Genomic DNA, 20,178 nt, shown 5'->3' with positions numbered 1-20,178 from the left:
AGCTTGTATTTTACAAAAGCGGCATTTGAGATTCGGATAGAGCCTTTTCTGGGTTGAAATTTGGAGTAAAACTGCGATTTCTCGAGGCTAAATCCCATCCACGATAGCGACAAAACAAATAGCAGCAATAAATGGGGTTCACTTCAATACGACGGTTTTCTTTTCTATTCTATGCGGATAACCAGCCAGTTTATACGTGACTCAAGGGTGAGGTGGCTTGTTGCAACCAGTCACGGACGTGAGTCTCTTTGATAAGCGGACTCACTTCATCCCACACTTTTTGATGATACTGATTGAGCCAATGGAGTTCCGGCTTAGTCAGCAAATTCACCTCAATCGCACGTTTATCGATAGGGCAACGAGTCAATGATTCAAAACCAAGTACAGAGAAATCGCCCTGAGTTGCAAACTCGGTGACCAGTTCTAAGTTCTCGATTCGAATACCAAACGCATCGGCACGGTAATAACCCGGCTCATTGGAAAGCACCATTCCGGGGCGCAAAGCCACACTATTGTGAACCTTCGCGATACGCTGTGGCCCTTCATGTACACTCAAGAAATGGCCGACACCATGGCCAGTACCATGATCGTAGTCGTAACCTTGTGCCCATAAGTGCTGTCTGGCCAAAACATCAAGTTGTGAACCTGTTGTGCCTTTCGGGAAGCGAGCGCGAGCCAAGGCAATGTGACCTTTGAGTACTAAGGTGAATTGTTGCTTCATCTCTGCGCTGACCTGACCAATCGCCAACGTGCGAGTAATGTCTGTGGTTCCATCAAGGTACTGGCCACCAGAATCGACTAAATACAGGCTATCCATAGAAAGCTGACCCGGCTCAGGCTGATTTTGGTGGTTGTAGTGGCACATAGCGGCGTTTGTACCAGCTGCTGAAATCGTATCAAAACTCAAGTCAACCAAGGTTGGGTCTTGGCGACGGAAGGCTTCCAGTCGATCCGCCAGCTCGGCCTCATTATGCAGGCGACCATTAGCCACTTCATTGTCCAGCCAAGCGAGAAATTGCACCATAGCCGCACCATCGCGAATATGACAGGCACGCATGCCTGCAATTTCCGTGTTATTTTTTGCCGCTTTCGGCAGGAGGCATGGATCCGCTTCGTTGAGCAGTTCAGCGCCCGCATTTTGTAAGGTGAGTGTGAACCATGCATTGCTGGTCGCAGAATCGAGCATGACGCGGCGACCAGAGAGTTGATGCAGTTGAGCTTCAAGCTTAGCCGGATGATGCACGCGAACCGTACCTGCTACATGGGCATCAAAATCGGTTGCCAAGCGCGCTGGATCGAAAAAGAAATCCACACTGCTATCGTTATGGACAATGGCGTGAGAAAGCAACACGGGTAAGCGAGATACATCTAAACCGCGGATATTGAGTAGCCATGCGATAGAATCTAGTTCGGTCAACACAACGCAATCGGCGTTTTTGTCGCGCAGGGTGCTGGCGATCGATTGACGCTTTTCAAGGCTGCTTTGTCCAACACGATCAAGAGGCATTAAGCGCATTTCAGAGGCTGCGAGAACAGGGCGATCCTGCCAAAGCACATCAATCGGGTTACTGCTGACTGCACACAAGTTAATTTTTCCTGCGAGCTGTTTTTGTGCCTGTGTTAGCCAGCTACCACGGTGCATGCGAGGATCGTAACCCACTTTCGCTCCTGCGGGCAGTTGAGTGACGAGCCAGGTTAAATAAGGTTGCTCGATCAAGTGGCAATATTCGAATAGCTCACTAGACACTTGTTTGCGGACTTGAACGGTATAGCGGCCATCAACAAAAATCGCTGCGCCGGAGACGGTAACGATGGCGGCTCCCGCGGAACCTGTAAACCCAGTTAACCAGTGTAAGCGCTCATTATGCTCAGGAACGTATTCCCCAAGATATTCATCTTCATGAGGAACAATGAAGGCATCAAGTTGCTGAGTGTGTAGCCAGTGGCGAAAATCCGCGAGGCGTTGAGAGTGTAGGTTTGACATCTGAAGTGATCCTTTTTCTAAACAGTCCTTGTTATCTCTTGTGTATGGATTATACGAACCACATACAGCAAGTGGACGAGAGCGAATAAGCTACTCTTTTTGTGTACGCTGCGCAAATATCCGACTATCAACTCAGCGTAAATGAAGCGTATTGGTTTGTATCAGTTCTCGTAACCAGCGCAGCGCAGGGTCATTCTCTCGTTCACGATGCCAAAACAGTGTGTATGCCATAGGTGGAAACTCCATCGGTAATGGTAATTCAACCAGATCCATCTGCTTGGCGACCCAGTGAGTAAAGTGGCTCGGTGCGGTGAAAATAAAGTCCGTATAGGTGCACAAGCTGGCTGCGCTATTGAAGTCTGGTACGGTAATCGCGATGTCGCGCTCATAGCCGAGATCGGCTAATCGATAATCCAGCAGCCAGCGATCATTTCCATCACAGCGCACTTGTACATGACGGAGGTTAAGATAGCTGGATAAATTCCAATCATACTGAAGTACCGGGTGGCCGCGGCGCACCACGCAGCGCTGATTATCGCGGTAGATCTCTTGTTCACAAATGTCAGCAGGAGGCAATAAGGTCAACTTCGCATCATTGATATCAATGTCTTTACCAGTCAGACCGAAATCCAGTTCGCCAACTTGCAATTTACGGAAGGTTTGTTCAGTCCATGCATGGGTGCTGATGCTCAGATGAGGGCCGTGGCGAAAAATCGTCGGTAAAAAGTAGGGCATTATCAATGGATAAACACTTTCGACTGCCGCGATTTGAAAGCGATATTCGCTGGATTGGGGGGAGAAATGTGCGGGCTGAGTGAGTAGCTCAAGTTGATTCACCAACACATCCAGTTTGGGTTTTAAGAAGAGCGCCTTCGGGGTCGCATTCAGTCCATAAGACGTGCGAACAAACAACGGGTCGTCAAACTGCTCGCGTAGCTTGGCTAAGGATTTACTCACGGCCGATTGGCTCAGACATAAACGTGCAGCCGCGCGCGTGACACTTAACTCTTCAATCAAGACTTTTAAACAGACCAGTAGATTGAGATCGATACGAGCCAATTTTTCAATTTGCATGAGTTTTTCCCAAATAGAATAACAGCAATGACGATATACCACTGTTTAGCATATCTTGAGCCACGTATCATGCACCGATCTTTAAAATTCAGTCGGAGTGTGAAGTGAAACAAGCAATGCCATCTCAGGTCAGTAAGCAGCAAATGGTGCTACTGACACTACTCGTTCTATTTAGCCCATTGGCGATCGATATTTATTTACCGGCATTGCCTCAAATATCACAAGCGTTTCACGTGGAACACGCTTTAGCACAAGATACGATTACCTGGTTTTTGTTTGCGATGGGTGTCGGGCAGTTATTTGCTGGCCCTTTAGCAGATAAGTATGGTCGACGAACTGTTGCATTAGGGGGCATTAGCATTTATGCCTTGAGCGCTTTATTGGCGTGGAGTGCTCAAAGTATTGAATGGATGTTAATGGCTCGGTTGCTACAAGGCTTAGGAGCGTGTGCGACTTCCGTAGCAGCTTTTGCAACAGTTCGCGATTTATTTGGGCCGCAACGCAGCGGTAAGATGATCAGTTACCTCAATGGAGCGATCTGTTTTATTCCGGCACTCGCGCCGATTCTGGGCAGTTGGTTAACTCAGCAATTCGGTTGGCGAGCAAACTTCAGCTTTATGACCGGATTTGCGCTGCTGGTAGGGTTAGCCATGGCTTTACGTCTGCAGGAGAGTAATCCGTACATGGGCAGTCGACCTGCCGTCTTTAAGCTCTCTCGTTATGCCGCCGTATTAAAAGCGCCGACCTTCCTCTTCCACGCATCGCTGTGTCTACTGGCGATGGCGGTGATTCTCGCTTACGTGACCTCCGCGCCAGTGATTCTCATGGAGCGTTTACAGCTCAGTATGAATGAATTCACCTTCTGGTTTGGCGTTAATGCGGTGATCAATATCATTGCCTGCATGACAGCCCCTAAAGTGATGGATAAATTGGGTACTCGTTGGTCTTTGATCATTGGCATTACTACGTTAATGATCGCTGGCAGTCTAATGCTGGTGCTGCGTAATCAGGCAAGCGCACTGGCGTTCATGTTGCCAGTGTTTTTATCATCGATTGGTTTTGCATGGATACTGGGCGCAGCCGCCGGTAAAGCGTTAGCTCCGTTTGGCGATAAAGCTGGTACGGCGGCGGCATTGCTCGGACTATTCCAGATGAGTGGTTCTGGGCTATTGGTCGGTACGTTGCAACGCATTATGCCTGAGCCGCAACTACTGATCGGTTTGACCATGTGGTTAGCGGCACCTGCGTTACTCATTTTATTCTCACCGCTTGGTTTTCGTTGGCACGCCAGTGTCTCTGAGTGTTGATAGAACAAGATAAATTCACGCTGAGGCTATTTTACTCAGCGTGCATCCTGTGTATATTGTTTGCCTCTTCGATACTGACTAACCGTTTGGAATCCAAAACACCATGTCTCTAACCACCTATGAAATGGCTCGCATTCTGGAACAACTTGATGAATCTCCAGAAAAGGTGATGTATGGCAAGTTGCTTAATGAATTAGGCAATCAAAGCAGTGAACGTATTCGCAGTGCGGCCAAGCAAGTGCCACTGACAGTGCTACGCGATCTGGTTTACCAGTTCCAGCAAGTGATCGAGTCACGCAAGGGCGAGCAAGTCGAAACCATGGCTAAAGAACTCGCTAAACAGGGCATCTCTGCGGAAGAGCTTCTGAATTACTTACAAAAACGCTAATCGAACGCTCGTTCCCTATATCGCCTTGTTCGTGTACCACGATAAGTCAATGACAAGGCTTAGTGATACTCAGTGAGCCGTTATGCCGTTAAGGATTAACGTTACGGCTGATCGGGTTTTGCAGGGAAATCAGCGTTTCGGTGGATTGTACTTCATCGATGGCTTGCAGTTTATCGATCAATACATGCTGCAGTTCTTCAATCGAGCGGCACATCAGCTTGACGAAAATGTTATAAGCTCCTGTGGTGTAATAAGCTTCAACCACTTCATCCAGTGCATTCAGTTTGGCGAGCGCTGAATGGTAATCACGCGCGGCATTCAAATTAATCCCAATAAAACAACAGACGTCATAACCGAGCTTTTTGGTATTTACGACCACTTCGGTGCCTTGGATAATATCGGCCGCTTTCATCTTCTCTATTCGCACGTGAATCGTAGCTGGACTAACATTAAACTGTTTGGCCATTTCTGCGTAAGGCGTGCGAGCATCGTCCATTAGAATTTTCAGGATGGCGCGATCCAATTCATCGAGTTTGGTGGTGGTTTGCATTGTCTTTCCTGACAGTCATGCCGACATGAAATTAAAGTGTGCTTACTTTACCACCATTAAAACGATTGTTTAACCTTGGAGTCTGACTTGAGCCGATTGCGACACTGGTACAACAAATATGCGCTGCCTCTTGCTATTGGGTTGGGCTGCTTTTGGACGGCCAACCTAGTCGCGCAAGAACCAACCTTATCGAGCCAACCGTTAGACAATCTAGGAACGAGTCGCGTGCCATGGGACAGCGAGCTTGCAGCAAACGCCATGTTGTGGATTGTGGCGCTTGTCGCCATCATGGTTTTAAGCATCTTAACAGTGCGCCAGTACCACTATATTCAACGCTTACGCACCAACCAAAAATTACTGGAGTCGATCTTTGATCAAAGCACACACTACATCGGGATCTTTGACTTAGAAGGTCGGATTATTTCCTGCAATGGCAAGTTACAGGGACTGCTGTATCGACATGGTGAAAGTTTGCTAAGACCGATCTGGCAGCACAAAGGTTGGGAGGATTCAGCGGTCGAACACATTCAGAACTATTTCTCTGAGTCCGTGCCGCAAACTCGCCAGTTTAACGCCGAAATTTGGCATCCTGAGCTTGGAGCCATCGTGCTGGAGTGTCAGTTTAAGCCGCTACCGACTCGCGAAGAGTCACAAATTCTGCTTGAAGCACAAGACATTACTTGGCGAAAAATTACCGAAGATAAACTCTTCCAGCGTGAAGCTAGCCTTCGCCATTATTACGATCAGCAGCCAGTGATGATGCTAACCTTGGATGAGCGTAACCACATTCAACAAGTGAATCATTTTGCTGAACAGCTGCTGGGCTATCCCGCCGATGTCATGCTTGGGCACCATATCCGCGATTTTTATCAAGATGAAGAGGTACTGACACCAAGGCAGATGCTACTGCTACCGAGCCGCCATGCTTCTTCTGTTTGGCGGCGAGAAGTGTGTTATCGCCATCACTCCGGTGAAACGGTGTGGGTACGGGAGAACATTCGTCCGCTGGTCGAAACGGGCACGCTGTTAATCGTTGGGGAAGACATTACCGAAACCCGCCAGCTTGCCGACCAACTGGCGTATCAAGCTCGCTATGATTTATTGACCCACACTCTAAACCGAAACCAGTTTGAGCTAGAACTGGCCAAGGCACTGAAAGAAACCGAAAGTCAATTACGCACCCACGCTATGCTGTATCTCGATCTCGATCAGCTTAAAGTGCTCAACGATACTGCGGGCCATGATGCAGGCGATGGCGCGATTCAGTTCTGTGCCAGCATGCTGGAAGATGTGTTGCCCTTTAAAGCCACCTTGGCGCGTATGGGTGGCGATGAGTTTTCCGTATTACTGCGTGATTGCACCGAGCGTGATGCAGTGTTGGTGGCGCAAAGCATTATCCATGCGCTCAGTGAAGTGGCGTTTGTCTGGGAGCATATTCGCTTTAATCTGACCTGTTCGATCGGGATCCGTATGATTGACCATACTGCGACATCACCACAAATGGTGCATGCACAAGCGGATACGGCGTGCCATGCCGCCAAAGAGGAAGGACGCAATCGCTTCAACCTCTATCGGCAGGATGATGAGGATTTGCGCCGGCGCCAATTGGAAATGGAGTCGGTGAATCTAGTGCACGATGCGCTCGCCAATGAGCGAATTGAGCTATTTGCTCAGCGCATTGTGCCGCTCAATCAACCCGATGTGTTGCTTCATTTCGAAGTCTTAGTGCGAATTAAAAACGCCGCAGGGGAGTACGTTTCACCGGGCATTTTCGTTCCCGCCTCTGAGCGTTATAACTTGGCGCACCGTCTGGATCGGAAAATTGTCGAGCAGACCTTTAACTGGTTGGAAGCGCGTCCGCAAGTGTTAGATAAACTGGGGCGCGTTTCGATTAACCTATCGGGTAACTCGATTGGCAATCCAGATTTTGTGGCCTTCCTGCTCGAAAGATTGCGCGATAGCCGCATTCCATGCAGTAAAGTCTGTTTTGAAATCACCGAAACGGCTGCGATGCGCAATCTCAATCAAGCGATCAAGGTGTTATCTCAGCTCAAAAGCTTAGGTTGCGTGTTGGCTCTGGATGATTTTGGCTCGGGGCTCTCCTCGTTCGGTTATCTGCAGAAACTGCCGGTCGATATCGTCAAAATTGATGGCATTTTTGTGTGTGATATGGACAAAAATGAGATGGATCGCTTGATGGTCCGCTCTATCCATGAATTGACCAAGCAGATGGGCAAAAGCACCGTGGCGGAGTTTGTTGAAAACCAGCAGATACTTGAGGCTTTGCAGCAGATTGGTGTGGATTACGCGCAAGGCTATCTATTCAGCCGCCCACAACCGATCGCTGATTGGGTTGCCGAGCAACTCAAAGAGAAAGCGTAGGGTTTGCCGATAAAATCCGCTACACTGAGCGCCGTTTTATCTCGGTTTTCGGAGTTCCCTTGTTGATTCAACTGATTTGCCAAGCGCCTCACCGTGCGCAAGAGTTGGAGCAGATTGCTGCGCGTTGGCAACTGCAAGCCAGTGATGATAGCCCATTTGCTTTGGTACTCAGTGAAGAGCGCCTTGAGCTACGCAAATTAGATGAACCTAAACTGGGGGCCATTTACGTCGATTGGGTAGAAGGTGCGGTCGCACACCGCCGCAAATTTGGTGGTGGTAAAGGGCAATCGATCGCCAAAGCGGCTGGGCTAAATAAAGGCGTCACGCCAGTGGTTTTAGATGCAACGGCGGGTTTAGGTCGTGATGCGTTTGTGTTGGCGTCCTTGGGTTGTCGGGTACAGATGGTAGAACGACATCCTGTGGTTGCCGCCTTACTGGAAGATGGTTTACAGCGCGCCAAACAAGATAATGAAATCGGTGCTTGGGTCAGTGAGCGCATCAGTCTGCTGCACGCCTCAAGTCATGATGCACTGCAGCAATTGGCCTCCGATCCGAATTTTGTTGCTCCCGATGTGGTCTACCTCGACCCCATGTATCCACACCCCGAAAATAAGAAAAAAACCGCCTTGGTCAAAAAAGAGATGCGCGTATTTCAGTCTCTGGTGGGGGCGGATAATGATGCCGATGCTCTGCTTGAACCTGCGCTGCAACTGGCGCAAAAACGGGTTGTGGTTAAGCGGCCTGATTACGCGCCTTGGCTGAGTAATCGTAAACCGAGCATGGCGATGGAAACCAAGAAAAACCGGTTTGATGTTTATGTGATTGCCGCAATGAGTGGCGAATAGCGCGCTGGCCAATCAAGCCGCTTTACTCACGAAGCGAGGGCACACCACAATCTGACTTGTGTTTTTGGATGAAGGACGTAATATCTGCGTCTGAGAATAATTCGTATTTTAGCTGGAGTGGTTGTGGCTAAACGTCTATGCAAACTCAGTCGTCATGAGATTGCGACTTCCCTAAGTGAAATTGAGCGTCTGGTCGCTGAGCCGCAGTTTTTGTGTCGGGCTTGCGCGCGCGTGGCGGGGGATAAAAAAAGCTTGTGTAAACCGCAAGCCATGAGTCTTCCGGCGCCCGTAGCGACTGTGGTGACACTTCCTGCTCATGAAAGTGGTGTGGTCAGCCTGCTTCCCAAAGCCAGCCTTAAAAAGCAGCGCAAATTCCACAAAAAACTGGAAAAAGTGCTTAAAAAGCAGCGTAAGTTAATGAAAAAGCAGCAACTGCTAGAAGGCAAAGTTGGACAAAGGCATCCAACACCAGTGGTAGAGAGAGCGACAGCGCAGAGCATGCATTGAGCCGAATCATTGCGCTGAAGTGTCAACTATCGCAGACCTAAAAAAGCCCATCTCCGATGGGCTTTTGCGTCTCTTGATGAGTCATTTCATCTCGGTTAGAGCAAACCTTGACGCTGATAATCCCTTTCTACTCGGCGTTTCACCCAAGTTTCATTAATCCACAGCGAGCCAAGAATAATCGCACCACCTAGCGATAAGCGCACCAAATCGACTTCGCGGTTCCAAATCAGAATATTTACCACCAAGCCTGCGGGTACCAAAGCGTTATTCATGATGGCTAACGCTCCCGCGTTGACCATGCAGGCGCCTTTGTTCCAAGCAAAGTAACCAAGCCCAGAAGCAATCAATCCCAAATAGATCAAGATGCTCCATTGTACTGAGGTCGTCGGGAGCTTTTCCGGATTACCCAGCAGCAGAAAAGCAACGCTGGCCACCAGCAAAGCGCCTAGATAGAAATAGCCAAATACCGTGTGTTGGGGTAATTCGGTAGACTCTTGTTCCATCACATATTTGTAGCCGACTTGGCCAATCGCAAAGCAGAGGTTGGCTCCCTGCACGACAAGAAAACCGGTCATGAAGTGTTCATTAATGCCAGCGAATTTAATGAACACGGCACCGAGCACAGCGATGAAAGCGGTCACTAAATACCAAGGCGAAAAACGCTCTTTAAGGAAATCGTAAATCAGCGTGACATAAATCGGGGTAAAAACGGTAAACAGTAAGACTTCGGGAACCGAGAGCAGCAAGAAAGACTGATAGTAGAAACAGTACATCAAGCCAAGTTGAACACCGCCAATCGCCATTAATTTGGCAATCAGGGCGCGCGGTACACCTTTGAAACGCAGAAAGGGAATGAAGACTAAACTCGCGAGAGCCACTCGCATCCAAACGGCAAACCAAGAATCAACCTGACCGGCAAGATAAACGCCGATCAGGCTAAATGAAAATGCCCATAACAGGGTGACTGCTGAAAGATAAACCATAACGCTATTGAATGAGTGAATGGAAATCAGCAGTCTACCTGAGTCTTTTCTGTTCGTCAGTCGTTGAGTGGAATGACTAACATATCCACTGGCGAGCTGTTGATCAGTTGCCGTGTGGAAGAGAGCAGTTTGCTCCAGAAGTCTTGGTGATGGCCACACACCAGTAAATCCACGTTAAACTCACTGATGGTTTCGCACAGCTCATTGGTTAAATCGCCGCTACCGACCAAGGTATGCTTGATGGGGTAATTGGCATGCTGCGCCAAATCCTGCAGTTGCTTTTGTGACGCTTCCATCGCGTGATGTTGCGTTTCGGCCAAATTAATGTCGATAAGGCCCGTGTACAGCTCGGCGTAGTTCACGTCGATATGAATAAATGAGACTTCCGCATTGAGAGGTTTGGCCAGAGCCACCGCTTTTTCAACCAGCAGTTTGCTGTCTTCAGACAGGTCGACCGCAACCAAAAGATGTTGATAACTCATTGTACTGACTCCTATTCGGGTGACTAAACACAGCGTAGCACTGGAGTGGCGATTTTTTTGTCGCAGCGATCTCAGTTTGATGGCGATGGGTTAGGTGATGACTACAATAACTACCGAACATGCTATAGTGCGTTCAAATAGTTAGAGTGAATCAGGAGTTTTTTATGTTGTCGCAAGCGATGGTAGAACATCTCAATGAGCAAATTAACCTCGAATTTTTTTCATCCAATCTATACTTACAAATGAGTGCTTGGTGTGAAGACAAAGGATTTGACGGAGCTGCAGAGTTTTTACGCGCTCACGCAGTAGAAGAAATGCAGCACATGCAGCGTCTGTTCACTTATGTGAGTGAAACCGGTGCATTGCCAATCCTTGGTGCGATCGCTGCGCCACGCCACGATTTTGCTTCACTGGGTGAAGTGTTTCGTGAGACGTACCAACATGAACAGAAGATCACGCAACAGATTAATAAACTGGCTCATGTGGCGTTCACCTCCCAAGACTACTCAACTTTTAACTTCCTTCAGTGGTACGTGGCTGAACAGCACGAAGAAGAGAAGTTGTTTAAAGGGATTTTAGATAAGCTAGAGCTGGTCGGTGAAGATGGTAAGGCGTTGTTCTTTATCGATAAAGATCTAGCTGCATTGGCAAAAAAAGGCTCATCTTCTGTCATGGATGCCCCTGCTGAGTAAGATCAGCAAAAAGACAAACTGAAGCGATCGTCTTTTTCTCTGGGCATTCTCAACACAAGATGTAGGGAGGAAAAGATGATCAGTGGAGATACCATTCTATTTGCGCTTATGCTCGTGACTGCGATTAATGTGGCACGTTATGTGACAGCGCTGCGCTCGCTTATTTACATCATGCGTGAAGCTCACCCGCTCCTTTATCAACAAGTCGATGGGCGCGGCTTTTTCACCACCCATGGCAATGTGACTAAGCAGGTGCGTTTATACCATTACCTGAAAAGTCGTGAGTATCACCACCATCATGATCCTGTGTTTACTGGTAAGTGCGATCGGGTACGTGAGCTGTTCATTTTGTCGGGTTCACTGTTGGTGCTTACCACAGTCGTCGCGTTTATGCTTTAGTGCGCCGGAGAGCTTCTCGAATGCGGTTTGCCAACACGTGCATTGCGTTGGCAGAGTAGCGATTTGCCGTTAGAATAGCCGCCCAAGTGAGTAAGGATGTGCACTCAGCACATCCTTTTTTTATGCGATTAGGTGGCAGTGATGAGCAAAACAGTCGATGTGGTAATTATTGGCGCAGGTGCGGCGGGATTGATGTGCGCAGCACAGGCGGCGCGACGCGGCCGTCAGGTATTGCTGCTCGATCATGCTAAAAAACCGGGTCGAAAAATTCTGATTTCCGGTGGTGGACGCTGTAATTTCACCAATTACGATGTCTCGGCGGCGAACTACTTGTGCCAAAACCCACACTTTGTGAAATCGGCGCTTTCGCAATACACCAACTGGGATTTTATCTCGCTGGTCAGCAAATACGGTATTGCCTTTGAAGAGCGCGATCACGGTCAGCTGTTTTGTCTTGATTCGGCCAAAGAGATTGTGGACATGCTACTCAGCGAGTGTAACCAACCGAATATCGAGCAGCGCTATCAAGTTGAAATCAGCGCCATAGCCCACACCGAGCAAGGTTTTACTCTGCAAACCACCATAGGTGAGATTGAGTGCGCGTCGCTGGTGGTTGCCACCGGCGGTTTATCGATGCCGAAACTCGGTGCCACGCCGTTTGGCTACAAAATCGCAGAGCAGTTTGGCTTGCCCGTGATCAGTACCAGCGCAGGTTTAGTGCCATTTACGTTGCATGTGCAAGATAAGGAAGATTTCGCGCCGTTATCGGGTGTGGCGATTCCTGTGGAGATGCGCGCAGAATGCGGTAAAACCTTCAAAGAAGCCTTGCTGTTTACTCACCGCGGCTTATCTGGCCCTGCAGTACTACAAATTTCCTCTTATTGGACGCCAGGACAAACCATCACCACCAATTTAGTCCCAGACGTGGATTTGGCTGAGTTGTTGAGTAGTGAAAAAGAAGCGCACCCGAACCAGAGTTTGAAAAATACCTTATCGAAAGTGTTGCCCAAGCGGCTGGTTGAAGTGCTGATTGAACGCCAACTGTTTGCCGATAAACCGCTGAAACAGTATTCCCCCAAAGAGCTTGACGCGGTGCAAACCCGTTTAGAGCAGTGGTCGATTGTGCCAAACGGTACCGAAGGCTATCGCACCGCAGAGGTGACGCTTGGTGGCGTGGATACCGATTGCCTCTCATCCAAAACCATGGAGTGCAAAACCGTCAAAGGCTTATTCTTTATCGGTGAAGTGATGGATGTGACTGGCTGGCTCGGCGGCTATAACTTCCAATGGGCTTGGTCGAGTGGCTACGTCGCCGGCCAGTGGGTTTAGGGGTTCAGTTTTGCTTCGCTAGGTTGCGCTTTACGGCCTTGCCACTGCTGAACCACAAGTCCCGCAATAATCAGCACTAAACCGATCAAAGTGGTTGGGTGGATCGCTTCGCCAATGATGGTCGCGAGTAGAAACAGCGAAATAAAAGGCGAAGCAAAAATCAGGTTACTGATGCGCGCGGTGTTCTGGGTATTTTTCAGCGCGCTGAGCCAAAGCACGAAAGTGATCCCCATTTCAAACAGCCCCACGTAAGTGACTGCTAACCAACCTTGAGTGGTGATGCCTTGCCAATTGAGGTTTTCGTACCAACACAGCGCCAGCGCAAACGGGATGGCGAGCAGAAAGCCGAGTAACACACCGACAATGGGGTCGGCTTTGTTTTTGGTATTGAGAATCCAATATCCTGCCCACAGCAGAGTCGACAGCAGGGCGAGACCAACCCCGAGTGGGCTTTCAAATTGCAAACCGAGTAAGTCACCTTTCGTGGCAATCACCACGACACCAAAGTAACTCAGAGCACAGGCGATCCAATCTTGTTTACGAATGCGTTGGCCGAGAAACAGCGCCGCCATCAAGGTGAGGGTGATCGCCCAACTGTAGTTGATGGCTTGCGCTTGTGACGCAGGCAGCAGCGAATAGGCTTTAAACAAAATCAGGTAATAGGCGAGTGGGTTAATCAGTCCAAGCAACAGGTAGTAAAACGGATTGGCCAGTAAAGTGGGGACGATCAGCTTAAGCTTGCCAATCGCAGCACAAATCACCAGTAACGCGAGTGCGGAGACAATGCTCGCCACCGTCACCATTTGCAGCGGGTTTAACTCGGCCAGCGTTAATTTAAAAGCAGTCGCGACCGTTGACCACAACAGCACCGAAGCCAAGCCCAAACCCAACGCGCGTTTTTCATTCATCCTGAAACTCTCTTATCCTTGTTTTTCGCTAGTCTAGGGGAGAATAAATGCGCAACAAACTGGACATTTATCCAGTGCCGAAATACCATTTTGATCGAGATAAATCACAGTAAGTGTTCAACATGCAATGGATTTTTGAAAATCAAAGCGCATTGTGGTCGGCGTTAGTGAGCGCAGGCGCCACTGGGGTGGCGATCGGCTGGTGGGTCAAGCAGCGCTACCAACTGCAAACCCAATTGCTTGAGCAACAACTTGAGCAGCAAACCCACTGGCATGCGCAGCAAATTCAGCAGCTTAATGAGCAGCTCACCACAGCGCAGCAAGAGTTGGATGAGCTGGATGCGTTACGTGACAAAAACGAACTTGAACTTAAGCAATCACACGGCAAGTTTATGGCAGTGCTGGAAAAGCTGCGTTACTTTGAGGCGGTGAAACAAGAGCGCCAGCAGTATGCCGATGAGCTAAACCAAGTGCGCGCCGCGAAAGCCGAGTTAGAAAGCCAATTGCGTGAACAAGAAGCGCGGCATCAGCAGCAATTGGTGGCGAGCCAAGAAAAATTGCAGCTGCTTGAACGAGCCGAAGAGCGCCTAAAACAGCAATTTGAGCATTTAGCCAATCAGGTGTTTGAGCACAAAACCGCCACGGTCGATGTGCAAAACCGCCAGAGTTTGGAAGGTCTGCTCACACCACTTAAAGAGCAGCTCGAAGGTTTTAAAAAGCAGGTCAATGATAGCTTTAACCACGAAGCCAAAGAGCGTCACACCTTAGTGCATGAACTGCGTAACTTGCAGCGCCTTAATGAGCAGATGGCCAAAGAAGCGGTCAACCTGACCCAAGCGCTGAAAGGGGATAACAAGCAGCAAGGCAACTGGGGCGAAGTGGTGTTGGCGCGTGTGCTGGCGGAATCTGGGCTGCGCGAAGGACATGAATACCAAACTCAAGTCAGCTTACAAAACGAAGCGGGTAAGCGTTATCAGCCAGATGTGATTGTCCATTTGCCGCAAAACAAACAGGTAGTAATTGACTCGAAAATGGCTTTGGTCGCGTATGAGCGTTACTTCCATGCGGAAACCGATAGTGAGCGAGATAGCGCATTACGTGAGCACTTACTTGCGCTGCGTAACCATATTCGTGGGCTAGGGCAGAAAGATTACCATCAACTCAAAGGCATTCAGAGCCTCGATTACGTGCTGATGTTTATTCCGGTTGAACCCGCGTTTCAAGTCGCGATTCAAGCCGACCCAAGCTTGGTCAAAGACGCGATGGAGCAGAACATTATTTTGGTCAGCCCTACTACTTTGCTGGTGGCGCTGCGCACCATTGACAACTTATGGCGCAACGAGCGGCAGAATCAAAATGCGCAGCTGATCGCCGAACGTGCTAGCAAGTTGTACGATAAGCTGCGTTTGTTCGTAGAAGACATGGAAGGGCTAGGCGGTGCGCTGGATAAAGCTAATCAGAGCTACCAAGGGGCGATGAATAAGCTGGTGACTGGGCGTGGTAACGCCATTCGTCAGGCGGAAAGCTTCAAACAGCTTGGGGTGGAAATCAAACGTTCTATCCCTCAGCCATTGATTGAACGCGCACAACAAGCGCCGGATCAGGAAAATGCCCCTTTAGTAGAAAGACATCCGATTGAGGATAAAGTAAACTAATCGCCCGCAGTCGCCGAAGTCATGACGGCCAAAGAGGAAAAATAATGACGGACACCAACGTGCTAGCAAACTCTGCAACAGACAATCAGGAAACGACCCACTTCGGGTTTGAAACCGTACGTAAAGATGAAAAAGTACATAAAGTCGCGCAAGTGTTTCACTCGGTTGCGGCCAAATACGACATCATGAATGACCTGATGTCGGGTGGTATCCACCGTTTATGGAAGCGCTTTACCATCGATTGTTCAGGCGCACGTCCGGGACAACGCATTCTCGATTTGGGCGGCGGTACAGGCGATTTAACCGCGAAATTCTCGCGTATTGTGGGCGAGAAAGGCCATGTGATTTTGGCCGATATCAATAACTCAATGCTCAATGTCGGCCGCGAGAAACTGCGCGACAGCGGCGTGGTAGGCAATGTGCATTACGTGCAAGCCAACGCCGAAGAGCTGCCTTTCCCAGACAACTATTTTGACTGCATCACCATCAGTTTCTGTCTGCGTAACGTGACCGACAAAGATAAAGCACTGCGTTCGATGTTCCGTGTATTGAAACCCGGCGGCCGCCTGTTGGTGCTGGAGTTTTCTAAGCCGATCCTTGAGCCGCTGTCTAAGCTTTATGACACTTACTCGTTCCATATTTTGCCTAAGATGGGGCAGTTGATCGCCAATGATGCAGACAGCTATCGTTATCTCGCTGAGTCGATCCGCATGCATCCGGACCAAGAGACTCTAAAAGGCATGATGGAAGAGGCGGGTTTTGAACAAACCACCTATTACAACCTGACCGGCGGCATTGTGGCGCTGCATCGTGGTTACAAATTTTAAGGGCTGCTATGTCATTGCTTGCAACCATGCCACTGTCTCCTTTGCTGACCGCGGTGATTGAAACCACGCTCAACACGCTCATCAATGATGATCCGGCGTTAGGCCGCAAACTGCTGCGCCTGAAAGGCAAAGTGATTTCGCTGCATCTGCGAGAGTTAAATCAATCCCTGACCTTTGTGTTCAGTCAGCGCATCGATGTGATGACCGGCTTTGAAGGCCAGCCGGATTGCTATCTGGCATTAAACCTCTCGATTCTTCCTCAGTTGCGTGAGCAAGCCAATATTACCCAGTTGATCAAGCAAGATAAGCTAGAGCTTGAAGGCGATATCCAACTGGCGCAGAAGTTTTCCGAGCTGATGACCGATTGCAAACCGGATGTGGAAGAGTGGTTATCGCGCATCACGGGTGATGTGGTGGCACACAGTGTCGTGCATGGTGTGAAAAGCATCGCCGGCGCGCTAAAACAGCAAGCGCATAAGCATCAAAACCACTTGGCACAGGTGCTCACTGAAGAGTGGCGGATTGCGCCGCCACCGTTGGAAATTGCCTATTTTTGCGATCAAGTGGATGACGTGAAAAGTCACGCTGCGCGTTTAGAAGCGCGTTTGAACCAGTTACTGGAAAAAGCATGAAACCTGCAGAGCTGAAACGTTTATACCGGATAGTTAAAGTTCAACTCGAATATGGCTTAGATGAGCTGTTGCCAGAGCATCATCTGACCCGAGCGCCGCAACTGGCGCGTAAATCTCTTTTTTGGCTGCGCAATCAACACGCCGATAAAGCGTTAGGCGATCGTTTACGTTTGGCACTGCAAGAACTTGGCCCGGTGTGGATCAAGTTTGGGCAGATGATGTCGACTCGCCGTGATTTGTTTCCGCCGCACATCGCCGATCCCTTGGCGATGTTGCAAGATAAAGTTGCGCCGTTTGATGGCCTACAAGCCAAGCAATTGATTGAAGAAGAACTCGGTGCACCGCTCGAAACTTGGTTTGATGACTTTGATATCAAACCATTAGCTTCCGCGTCGATAGCCCAAGTACACACCGCCAAGCTCAAGAGTAATGGCCGTGATGTGGTGCTGAAAGTGATTCGTCCGGATATTCGTCCGCAGATTGATGCCGACATCAAGCTGATGTATCGCGTGGCACGCATTGTGGCTAAAGCGCTGCCGGAAGCACGCCGCTTAAAACCAGTGGAAGTGGTACGCGAATACGAGAAAACCTTGCTCGATGAGTTGGACCTGCGCCGTGAAGCGGCCAATGCCATTCAGCTGCGCCGCAACTTCGAAAACAGCGAAGAGTTGTATGTCCCTGAGGTGTTAACTGATTTCTGTAATGAAACTGTCATGGTTTCTGAGCGAATATACGGCATCCAAGTTTCTGACTTGGCAGGACTTCATGCCAACGGCACCAATATGAAGTTACTGGCTGAACGTGGCGTGAGTGTGTTTTTCACCCAAGTGTTTCGCGACAGTTTCTTCCATGCGGATATGCATCCGGGTAACGTGTTCGTCAATCCTAACTATCCTGAAAACCCGCAATGGATTGGTTTGGACTGCGGCATAGTCGGAACACTGAATAGCGAAGATAAGCGCTATCTGGCCGAAAACTTCCTCGCCTTCTTCAATCGTGACTATCGCCGCGTAGCGCAACTGCACGTCGATTCCGGTTGGGTACCACTGGATACCAATGTCGATGAGTTTGAAGTGGCGATCCGCATGGTGTGTGAGCCGATTTTCGCCAAACCGCTGTGTGAGATTTCATTTGGTCACGTGTTACTGAATCTGTTTAACACCGCGCGACGCTTCAATATGGAAGTGCAGCCCCAGTTAGTTTTGCTGCAAAAAACACTGCTGTATGTCGAAGGCTTGGGGCGTCAGCTCTACCCACAACTCGATTTATGGCAAACCGCCAAACCGTTTTTAGAAAAGTGGATGGCTAACCAAGTGGGGCCACAAGCTTTCTTGCATGCATTGAAAGAGCGTGCGCCCTTATGGTTTGAAAAAATGCCTGAGCTGCCAGAATTGTTGTATGACAGCTTAAAGCAAGGTCGTAACTTGAATCAGCGTTTAGATAATCTTTATCAAGGTTATCGCCAATCCAAACGCCAACAAGGGACGGGAAAGTTTTTGTTTGGTGTTGGAGCCACATTAGTCGTATGCTCGGCGATATGGATCTCCAACCAATTAGAACCTTTAGCGATCGGTAGCGCGACCATTGGCGTGTTATGTTGGCTATTGAGTTGGCGAGCTTATCGCCAGTAAGCGCCTTGTCGCGTCGATAAGTTCGAAGATTTGTTCACACATAACCCGAGGTAAAAGAGATGGGTGGTATCAGTATTTGGCAACTTCTTATCATTGCAGTGATCGTGGTATTGCTGTTTGGCACTAAGAAACTGCGTGGTATTGGCAGTGATTTGGGCAGCGCGGTCAAAGGCTTTAAGAAAGCCATGTCGGAAGAAGAGTCAAACAGCGCAGCAAATCAGAAAGATGCTGACTTCGAAACCAAAAATCTTGAGCAGGCCAAAACCAATGCGTCTGCTGAAGTGAAAAAAGACAAAGAGCAGGCATAAGTCGTGTTTGATATCGGTTTTTGGGAACTGGTATTGATCGCTATTGTGGCGCTGGTGGTGCTTGGCCCTGAGCGATTACCCCATGCGATTCGCAGCGTGGCAAAGTTTGTCTCTGCAGCGAAAAGCATGGCCAATAGCGTGAAGGATGAGTTAGCGCATGAGTTGAAAGTGCAGGAGTTGCAAGAAAACCTGCGCAAAGCCGAGCAGATGGGGATGCAAAATTTATCTCCTGAACTGCAAAAATCGGTGGAATCACTCAAGCAAGCCGCGCAGGAAGTGCAGCGTCCTTACGCCGCAACCCCAAGCAGCGAAGCTAGCTCTACCAGTAGCAACCCCAGTTCGGCTACAGAGCCCGATGTTCGCCTCGATAGTGCGCCGCAATCGGCGGAAAAAAAGGCCGAATAAGCGCTTTTTTAAGCTCTCTTTATCAAGAGTTATCCTAGGTTTCAGTACTGATGTGATAACTCTTTTTTGATCTGTTACATGAGGTTTGCATGTCTTCCGTTGAACAGACCCAACCTTTGATCAGCCATTTGCTGGAACTGCGTAATCGCCTGCTGAAAGCGGTGGCGGCCGTGGTGGTGATATTTATTGGCTTGATCTATTTCTCGAATGAAATTTACGAGTTTGTCTCAAAACCCCTAGTCGAGCGACTTCCCGCGGGCGCAACCATGATTGCGACCGATGTGGCTTCACCCTTTTTCACGCCTTTAAAACTGACGTTGATTGCCGCGGTGTTTCTCGCAGTGCCTTTCATTTTGTATCAGGTGTGGGCTTTTGTGGCTCCCGGTTTATATAAGCACGAACGGCGTTTAATCTTCCCACTGCTGGTCTCTAGCTCGCTGCTGTTTTACTGCGGTGTCGCGTTTGCCTATTTTGTGGTGTTTCCGCTGGTGTTTGGATTTTTCACCGCCATTTCACTCGGTGGTGTGGAGTTCGCGACCGATATCGCGAGTTATCTCGATTTTGTATTGGCGCTGTTTCTAGCCTTTGGTATCGCGTTTGAAGTGCCGGTTGCGATCATTCTGCTGTGCTGGACGGGCGCAACCACGCCTAAAAGCCTATCGGAAAAGCGTCCATACATTATCGTTGGTGCGTTTGTAGTTGGTATGTTACTGACGCCGCCGGATATGATTTCGCAAACGCTACTCGCCATACCTATGTGCTTGTTGTTTGAAGTTGGTTTGTTCTTCGCTCGTTTTTATACCCGTGATGAAGCCGATGAAGGACAAGAGGAAGAAGAATAAAGAGCCGTGCTTTGAGCGCTGCGTAAAGTCAAGAAGGGCACCTTATCG

21 protein-coding genes are annotated in these 20,178 nt (G+C 49.1%); 15 read left to right on the top strand and 6 right to left on the bottom strand.

Translation table 11 applies throughout. The annotated features are described in order from the left end of the window. Nucleotides 1-190: 190 nt before the first annotated feature. Nucleotides 191-1,984 (bottom strand): aminopeptidase P family protein, encoded by a 1,794-nt coding sequence (locus GOU96_RS11305; protein WP_267782432.1) that lies wholly within the window; start codon nucleotides 1,982-1,984, stop codon nucleotides 191-193. Nucleotides 1,985-2,116: 132 nt separating this feature from the next. Then, nucleotides 2,117-3,058, bottom strand: a complete 942-nt coding sequence (locus tag GOU96_RS11300) for a LysR substrate-binding domain-containing protein (RefSeq protein WP_001165357.1) — start codon at nucleotides 3,056-3,058, stop codon at nucleotides 2,117-2,119. Between the two features lie 116 nt (nucleotides 3,059-3,174). Here GOU96_RS11300 and GOU96_RS11295 point away from each other — a divergent pair, with 116 nt between their 5' ends. Both GOU96_RS11295 and GOU96_RS11290 read left to right on the top strand, forming a co-directional pair. Next, a complete protein-coding gene (locus tag GOU96_RS11295; RefSeq protein WP_001140085.1) occupies nucleotides 3,175-4,365 on the top strand; it encodes a multidrug effflux MFS transporter in 1,191 nt (396 codons plus the stop codon). Nucleotides 4,366-4,468: 103 nt separating this feature from the next. After that, the gene (locus tag GOU96_RS11290) at nucleotides 4,469-4,753 is read left to right on the top strand and encodes a hypothetical protein (RefSeq protein WP_000060371.1); all 285 of its coding nucleotides are present in this window, start codon (nucleotides 4,469-4,471) and stop codon (nucleotides 4,751-4,753) included. Between the two features lie 88 nt (nucleotides 4,754-4,841). Here GOU96_RS11290 and asnC read toward each other — a convergent pair whose 3' ends face one another. After that, nucleotides 4,842-5,303, bottom strand: a complete 462-nt coding sequence (gene asnC, locus GOU96_RS11285) for a transcriptional regulator AsnC (protein WP_001195187.1) — start codon at nucleotides 5,301-5,303, stop codon at nucleotides 4,842-4,844. Between the two features lie 225 nt (nucleotides 5,304-5,528). Here asnC and GOU96_RS11280 point away from each other — a divergent pair, with 225 nt between their 5' ends. The 3 genes from GOU96_RS11280 (at nucleotide 5,529) to GOU96_RS11270 (ending at nucleotide 9,037) form a co-directional block, all read left to right on the top strand. Next, nucleotides 5,529-7,685 (top strand): sensor domain-containing protein, encoded by a 2,157-nt coding sequence (locus tag GOU96_RS11280; protein ID WP_002045865.1) that lies wholly within the window; start codon nucleotides 5,529-5,531, stop codon nucleotides 7,683-7,685. A gap of 59 nt (nucleotides 7,686-7,744) precedes the next feature. Continuing rightward, nucleotides 7,745-8,530, top strand: a complete 786-nt coding sequence (locus GOU96_RS11275; RefSeq protein WP_267782429.1) for a class I SAM-dependent methyltransferase — start codon at nucleotides 7,745-7,747, stop codon at nucleotides 8,528-8,530. 123 nt (nucleotides 8,531-8,653) lie between these two features. Beyond that, nucleotides 8,654-9,037 (top strand): hypothetical protein, encoded by a 384-nt coding sequence (locus tag GOU96_RS11270; RefSeq protein ID WP_001129202.1) that lies wholly within the window; start codon nucleotides 8,654-8,656, stop codon nucleotides 9,035-9,037. Between the two features lie 95 nt (nucleotides 9,038-9,132). Here the strand turns inward: GOU96_RS11270 and GOU96_RS11265 are convergent, their stop codons facing one another. Both GOU96_RS11265 and uspA read right to left on the bottom strand, forming a co-directional pair. Further along, entirely contained in the window at nucleotides 9,133-10,020 is an 888-nt protein-coding gene (locus tag GOU96_RS11265; protein ID WP_267782428.1) for a carboxylate/amino acid/amine transporter, read from the bottom strand. A gap of 56 nt (nucleotides 10,021-10,076) precedes the next feature. Then, nucleotides 10,077-10,502, bottom strand: a complete 426-nt coding sequence (gene uspA / locus GOU96_RS11260; RefSeq protein ID WP_000121736.1) for a universal stress protein UspA — start codon at nucleotides 10,500-10,502, stop codon at nucleotides 10,077-10,079. 164 nt (nucleotides 10,503-10,666) lie between these two features. Here uspA and ftnA point away from each other — a divergent pair, with 164 nt between their 5' ends. The 3 genes from ftnA to GOU96_RS11245 all read left to right on the top strand — a co-directional run bounded on the left by ftnA (nucleotide 10,667) and on the right by GOU96_RS11245 (nucleotide 12,922). Continuing rightward, entirely contained in the window at nucleotides 10,667-11,194 is a 528-nt protein-coding gene (ftnA, locus tag GOU96_RS11255; protein ID WP_000951035.1) for a non-heme ferritin, read from the top strand. Nucleotides 11,195-11,269: 75 nt separating this feature from the next. Then, nucleotides 11,270-11,593 carry a universal stress protein UspB gene (gene uspB / locus GOU96_RS11250; protein WP_000623073.1) on the top strand — a complete coding sequence of 108 codons (324 nt, stop codon included), beginning with the start codon at nucleotides 11,270-11,272 and terminating at the stop codon, nucleotides 11,591-11,593. A 141-nt stretch (nucleotides 11,594-11,734) separates the two neighbouring features. After that, nucleotides 11,735-12,922: an NAD(P)/FAD-dependent oxidoreductase gene (locus GOU96_RS11245; RefSeq protein WP_000047962.1), complete on the top strand. Its 1,188-nt coding sequence runs from the start codon at nucleotides 11,735-11,737 to the stop codon at nucleotides 12,920-12,922. Here GOU96_RS11245 and GOU96_RS11240 read toward each other — a convergent pair. After that, the gene (locus tag GOU96_RS11240) at nucleotides 12,919-13,830 is read right to left on the bottom strand and encodes a DMT family transporter (protein WP_174500313.1); all 912 of its coding nucleotides are present in this window, start codon (nucleotides 13,828-13,830) and stop codon (nucleotides 12,919-12,921) included. The genes GOU96_RS11245 and GOU96_RS11240 overlap by 4 nt on opposite strands. A gap of 122 nt (nucleotides 13,831-13,952) precedes the next feature. On the opposite strand from GOU96_RS11240, the gene rmuC reads away from it, so the two are divergent. From rmuC to tatC, 7 genes are all read left to right on the top strand, one after another. Further along, a complete protein-coding gene (gene rmuC, locus GOU96_RS11235; protein ID WP_175241795.1) occupies nucleotides 13,953-15,485 on the top strand; it encodes a DNA recombination protein RmuC in 1,533 nt (510 codons plus the stop codon). A 44-nt stretch (nucleotides 15,486-15,529) separates the two neighbouring features. Further along, the gene (gene ubiE, locus GOU96_RS11230; protein ID WP_267782424.1) at nucleotides 15,530-16,312 is read left to right on the top strand and encodes a bifunctional demethylmenaquinone methyltransferase/2-methoxy-6-polyprenyl-1,4-benzoquinol methylase UbiE; all 783 of its coding nucleotides are present in this window, start codon (nucleotides 15,530-15,532) and stop codon (nucleotides 16,310-16,312) included. A 26-nt stretch (nucleotides 16,313-16,338) separates the two neighbouring features. Further along, on the top strand, nucleotides 16,339-16,944 hold the full coding sequence (locus tag GOU96_RS11225) for a ubiquinone biosynthesis accessory factor UbiJ (RefSeq protein ID WP_001924284.1): 606 nt from the start codon (nucleotides 16,339-16,341) through the stop codon (nucleotides 16,942-16,944). Then, the gene (gene ubiB, locus GOU96_RS11220; RefSeq protein WP_267782421.1) at nucleotides 16,941-18,575 is read left to right on the top strand and encodes a ubiquinone biosynthesis regulatory protein kinase UbiB; all 1,635 of its coding nucleotides are present in this window, start codon (nucleotides 16,941-16,943) and stop codon (nucleotides 18,573-18,575) included. Before GOU96_RS11225 ends, ubiB begins: the two co-directional genes overlap by 4 nt. A gap of 59 nt (nucleotides 18,576-18,634) precedes the next feature. Continuing rightward, nucleotides 18,635-18,883 (top strand): Sec-independent protein translocase subunit TatA, encoded by a 249-nt coding sequence (tatA, locus tag GOU96_RS11215; RefSeq protein ID WP_000508969.1) that lies wholly within the window; start codon nucleotides 18,635-18,637, stop codon nucleotides 18,881-18,883. A gap of 3 nt (nucleotides 18,884-18,886) precedes the next feature. Further along, on the top strand, nucleotides 18,887-19,288 hold the full coding sequence (gene tatB / locus GOU96_RS11210; protein ID WP_000459620.1) for a Sec-independent protein translocase protein TatB: 402 nt from the start codon (nucleotides 18,887-18,889) through the stop codon (nucleotides 19,286-19,288). Between the two features lie 89 nt (nucleotides 19,289-19,377). After that, nucleotides 19,378-20,130, top strand: coding sequence for a twin-arginine translocase subunit TatC (tatC, locus tag GOU96_RS11205; RefSeq protein ID WP_000099888.1), 753 nt, complete (start codon nucleotides 19,378-19,380; stop codon nucleotides 20,128-20,130). The last annotated feature ends 48 nt before the right edge of the window (nucleotides 20,131-20,178 follow it).

Source organism: Vibrio sp. R-1, assembly GCF_035615595.1.
Classification (GTDB): Bacteria; Pseudomonadota; Gammaproteobacteria; order Enterobacterales; family Vibrionaceae; genus Vibrio; species Vibrio cholerae.
Note: the sequence above shows the minus strand (reverse complement) of the source record. Positions and strands in the feature narration are given on the sequence as shown.